4 protein-coding genes are annotated in these 5,119 nt (G+C 34.2%); 3 read left to right on the top strand and 1 reads right to left on the bottom strand.

The window, feature by feature from the left end; genetic code table 11:
* Window positions 1-464 (bottom strand): IS21 family transposase (locus ESZ26_RS18615; RefSeq protein ID WP_483400380.1); only part of this gene is annotated, 464 nt, incomplete at its 3' end.
* A gap of 231 nt (window positions 465-695) precedes the next feature.
* On the opposite strand from ESZ26_RS18615, the gene ESZ26_RS18610 reads away from it, so the two are divergent.
* From ESZ26_RS18610 to ESZ26_RS18600, 3 genes are all read left to right on the top strand, one after another.
* Window positions 696-2,636: a nuclease-related domain-containing DEAD/DEAH box helicase gene (locus tag ESZ26_RS18610; protein ID WP_146801254.1), complete on the top strand. Its 1,941-nt coding sequence runs from the start codon at window positions 696-698 to the stop codon at window positions 2,634-2,636.
* A gap of 130 nt (window positions 2,637-2,766) precedes the next feature.
* Window positions 2,767-4,377, top strand: coding sequence for a hypothetical protein (locus ESZ26_RS18605; RefSeq protein ID WP_146801252.1), 1,611 nt, complete (start codon window positions 2,767-2,769; stop codon window positions 4,375-4,377).
* A gap of 9 nt (window positions 4,378-4,386) precedes the next feature.
* Complete coding sequence (locus ESZ26_RS18600) at window positions 4,387-5,031, top strand: dTMP kinase (protein ID WP_146801250.1); 645 nt, start codon at window positions 4,387-4,389, stop codon at window positions 5,029-5,031.
* The last annotated feature ends 88 nt before the right edge of the window (window positions 5,032-5,119 follow it).

Genomic DNA, 5,119 nt, shown 5'->3' with positions numbered 1-5,119 from the left:
TTATGAGAAAACACTTGGCCTGCAATGGATATTTCAAGTTTGTTCATCCAAGTGTAATCAGATATTCCCATAAATCCTGGCATGTACTTTTGACGAAAGATAACTTCTTGCTCTGGCCCTTCAGTTGCCAGCCACTTTTTGACTCGACGTTGTAACGTACGTAAATGATTGTGACCAAATTTACCTGGCATGAGTGTATCGAGCTGATCTAATAACGTGATGGGTTGAAGTTCTGGATCTGCTTTAAGCAATGGCACTAGATGCTCTTCAAACGCACCATTAAATGGATCTTTGCGTGTTCGATAAACTCTAGGGAGATGTGTAGTTGAATGCTGGTCAGATTCGATGCGCCGAGCTGTACGCTCGGACATACCTGACTTAGCCGCGGCTGCTACTTGTTTATGATCCTTACGATAAGACATATATAAATTAACCTGTTGCTTGGTTATGGGTTTTCCAGACATATCTTTCTCTATTAAATTTGATATATCTGAAGTGTACCAAAACCGGTCAACCTAATTGTCGCGACCCGGCCAAGCTAATTGTCGCCTAATAATATAATGTGTTTTGAGTAATTATACTTATTTAACAAATAATATAACAGGAAATGAATAATCAAATCTGGCATCAGCTAAGAGTGTTGCTTAGAAGCAAAAGGATGCTTCTTTGGTTTATCAACAGGACAGGACGTTATCGTGGCAATAATTTATCCAACGCTAGAAAATATTCAACTATTAAAAGTTAAACCTACAGAAGGTGAATGGTGTTTAGTACGATATCTGAAAGAACATCTTGATGATAGTTACGAGGTGTTTTTTAACCCATATTTAGATGGTGATAGACCAGACATTATCATTCTAAAGGAACACTGTGCCGCTTTTATTATTGAAGTGAAAGATTGGGATTTAAGACACTACTTAATTGATGAAGATAATAAATGGCGAGTTACTGCCAACTCAAGATCATCTTTAATTTCCTCTCCTCATGCTCAAGCATTTCGTTATAAAAAAAACTTATACGACTTACATTTACCTGTTATAGGACTTGCAAGATTGACGAACCCCAACTTTTATAATTTGGTTCATTGTTTTGTATATTTTCATGGCGCTAGTCAAATAAAAATTAACAATATGTATTTGTTACCAGAGCAAGGCAACAAAGAAGAACAAACAAAGCAAAACGAATTGGTTAAGCAAAAAAAAATACGTTTTGGTGACTATGAAAAAGCTAATAAATCCTTAGATAGAAAAAATCGTAACATTCAAAGAGATAAATTGATGTCTATCGGCTCTGATAATTTATCTCTATTAATCAATAAAATTAAGAAAAACTCAAAACACGTACTATTTAACCATGACGTTTATAATGATTTCAAGCGTAGATTAAGCCCTTCGAACCACACATTAAAACAAGGGCTATCAATTAATTTAGATAAAAAACAATTAGGTCTATCAATTAGTAAAGAGGGTAAAGCAAAAATAAAAGGGGTAGCTGGCTGCGGAAAAACTAGCATTCTATCTCAGCGAGCTATTAACGCCTATAAAAGACACAAAACACCCACACTGATACTGACCTTTAACATCACACTTAAAAATTATATTCGCGATAAAATTAGTGATATTCAAGGTGGCCGTGACTTTCAATTTTTTGAAATATCGAATTACCATCAATTCTTTAATGCTCAAGTTAATAATACAGGTCAAGATATTGTTGCCTTAATCGGTAAATATGGCTTAGAAAAAATGTATTCAATTGACGTATTTAAAAATTTAGAAACTATTCAATACCAGACTATTCTATTGGATGAAATCCAAGATTATGAGTCTGATTGGGTAAAAATCATCAGAGATAACTTCTTGTCGGAAGGTGGAGAGATGGTTCTCTTCGGGGATCAATCTCAAAATGTTTACCAAAGAGAAGTTGGTAGAGCATCTGTGGTGGCACAGGGCTTTGGAAGTTGGATTAAACTTAATCGCTCATATCGTACAGATATAGACTCACCACTAAACCAATTATTTAAAGATTTTCAGTTAAAATATCTCATTGAAAAATATTCAGACACAGAAATATTTGATACGACTAAAACTCAAATAGGAATGAACTTTAACCTTTTAAAGTATAAACATATTAATTCGGACTGTTGGTATGGTGAGGTTTTTGATTTAATAAAAGATTACATTAGTAGTTATGATTTACATCCTAACGATGTAGTTATTTTATCTTCTAAAATAAATGTAATTAGAAAGCTAAATGACTTTTGGCTTGAACAAGAGAGAACTCATTGTATGTTTGAAAATTATTCTGAGCTTTCCATATTAACGAATGAAACAACAGATACACTAAAAAAACTTGATGAAAAGAACCTCAATATCCTGATTCGTGCAAATAAAGATAGCATTGAGAGAGTGAGAAGAGCTAAGAAAAATCACTTTTATGCTAATTCTGGTCTGATAAAGCTTTCAACAATACATAGTTTTAAAGGTCTTGAGTCCAAAACAGTTTTTTATGTCTTACATGAAGGAGATGAACCTGAAATTGTTTATACTTCAGTTACTCGAACTACAGAAAATTTAGTGATTTTAGATGTAGGTAAGAAAAACCAATACTCAGCATTTTTTAAACAAAGTATTATCTAACGATTTGACCAACTTTTATTGTAATCAATTGCTCTTATGGGGCCACCCCAATAAATATACGAAGTGGCTTTTCAAATCGTGATTTAATCACGAAAGACCAACAGCCCATAATAAAAAAAATGGAGTTTATATGAATATTAAAATATCCAATAAAGTATTTAATGAAAGTACTCACACTGTTCTTGTTGAGCCTTTATGGTCAATCAATAATCCATATTTAGACGTATTATCACCGCGTTTTTTTTCTGATGTGGAAATCCAAAACTGGTCTGATCTATCTAAACGTGTAGGACGATTATTCTTAGAGTCAGAAAAAAAACACACAAGCATGGTAACAGCAGAGCAAAAAGCCTTCGAAATTACCGAGCTAATAAATGAAGGTGCTTTTTTACCCAATAGCCCAGTGATGATGAACTCGGAGCATGATGGTAATGCAAACTTATTTGCATGTCATGTTTTATCTCCCCCAGCAGGTATAAGTGACTTAGACGTAGCTAAGCAGATTCACGATGGTTGTGGTGGTATTGGTTATGATTTTTCAAAAATGGATGATCCAGTTACTGCTACTTTGAATATTGAAAAGCAAACGCAACTGTTAAACCCAAATAGAAAACGAAAAGCCCACAGTGCAGTAACAGTGTCTTATCAGCACCCTAAAATTCAGGACTTTATCTTGTTAAGTCCTGAGTTAACAATCACCCATACAAATATTGAATTTGATAACGAGTTTTTTGATCGTTTAGCTGCTGGCGAAACCGAATCTTTGACATTGTGGAATGTATTGTGTAAATCAATTTATAAAACAGGACGACCATCACTTTCATTCAGTTCTGAAAAAGCTAAACGTTCAAACAGCAAGTTAATCAATAATGTCTGTGGCGAGTCATTATTGCGAGAAAATGAATCATCTCTGATTGGTTCTATTAATTTAACTAAATTTATTAATGCAGGTGTTTTTGATTTTGACCGCTTTCAAAATGTAGCTAAAATTGGTCTACTTTGTTTAGATAACTTACATGATATCCAAGACCATGCTTCCGAACTTGTGCAAGAGCGTTGCCTTGAGAGTAGAAAAGTAGGTGTTGGCATTATGGGATATTCTGATGCGCTGTTGTTATTGAATATGCGTTATGGTTCAGAAGAATCTTTAGCGTTTGTCAAAAAATTGATGTCATTACTACAGACTACATTAATAAGTGAAAGTGAGCGGTTAGGAAAAGAAAGAGGTTATTGCAATACAGAACTACTTTTAAAGGGTACCGCACCAAGACGAAATGTATCTCTAATGGCTATACCTGCAAATGGAACACTAAGCTTAATTGCAAATGTTTCTGGAGGGATTGAGCCGATATTTTCATATCTGATCAAGCAAAAGGTACAGGATAAAATTATTTATCAACTTCAACCTACATTTAGAAATATACTTGAGACTCATGGTGTTGATAGTCAAAAAGTATTTGATGAACTCAAAGCAGGAAAGGTAATAGAGGCTATACATCAGCTCCCAACTCAACTGAAAAAAGTACTAGTTACCGCAAATGATTTAACAACCCAAGAACATATATTTACACAAGCAATGTTTCAAGCTTATATAGATGGTGGCATCTCTAAAACGATTAACCTGCCTAATAGTGCAACAATTGAAGATATCAAAAACGCTTTACTGCTAGCAAAAGAAAAAGGTTGTATTGGCGTATCTTTATACCGAAATGGTAGTTTGCCAGGACAACCAACTCAATAGGTAAATAAAATGAATTGTCCTTTTGTTGTATTTGAAGGTATTGATGGTGCAGGTAAAACTGAAATAAGTGCGCTTGTTGCCAAAAAACTAAATGGAATGCATCTAGAAAGTCCCACAGGTAAATTCAATGAGCTGCGAAAGTACGTTGACGATAACTTGTCTGACAATGGGCGATTTCACTTTTACTTAGCCTCAAGCTATGATTTATCTAATAAAGTTAAAGAGAGTAAAGCCTCTAATACGTCTATAGTTTGTGCTCGTTATATTCATAGTACTATTATTGGTTATGCTTCTAGGCAAAACATAGATATTGAAAGCGTATATGAATCTATACTAGGGAAATTAAATGATATTGAACAGCCGGACTTAACCATATTTTTGTATGTCGATCAGGATAATCAGCGTTCAAGAATTACTTCTAGAAACGATAATCAAAATAGTAAAAATGATTATATGTGCTTACAGAATGAAGATTACCAAAAAAGGTTGTCAGCTAATTACCGTTATGTAGCAGAAAAGGAGGGGTGGCGCTATATTGATACGTCGTCAAAGACTATTGAGGAAGTGGTATCGTTATGCATTAAATCTATAAATAGTATCCAGCTTTATCACGATGGACCCTGTAACAAAATCTGTGTAACTGCCTATCATTAATACCCATATAGGGTTTAGGATAGGCAGACTATGAATAAGAAAGAACTAGAAGTATTTGCTAAGCAAGCAGCCAAAGGTATTAAGTCCG

The sequence above is a fragment of the Colwellia hornerae genome (assembly GCF_007954355.1).
GTDB classification, from domain to species: domain Bacteria; phylum Pseudomonadota; class Gammaproteobacteria; order Enterobacterales; family Alteromonadaceae; genus Colwellia_A; species Colwellia_A hornerae.
Note: the sequence above shows the minus strand (reverse complement) of the source record. Positions and strands in the feature narration are given on the sequence as shown.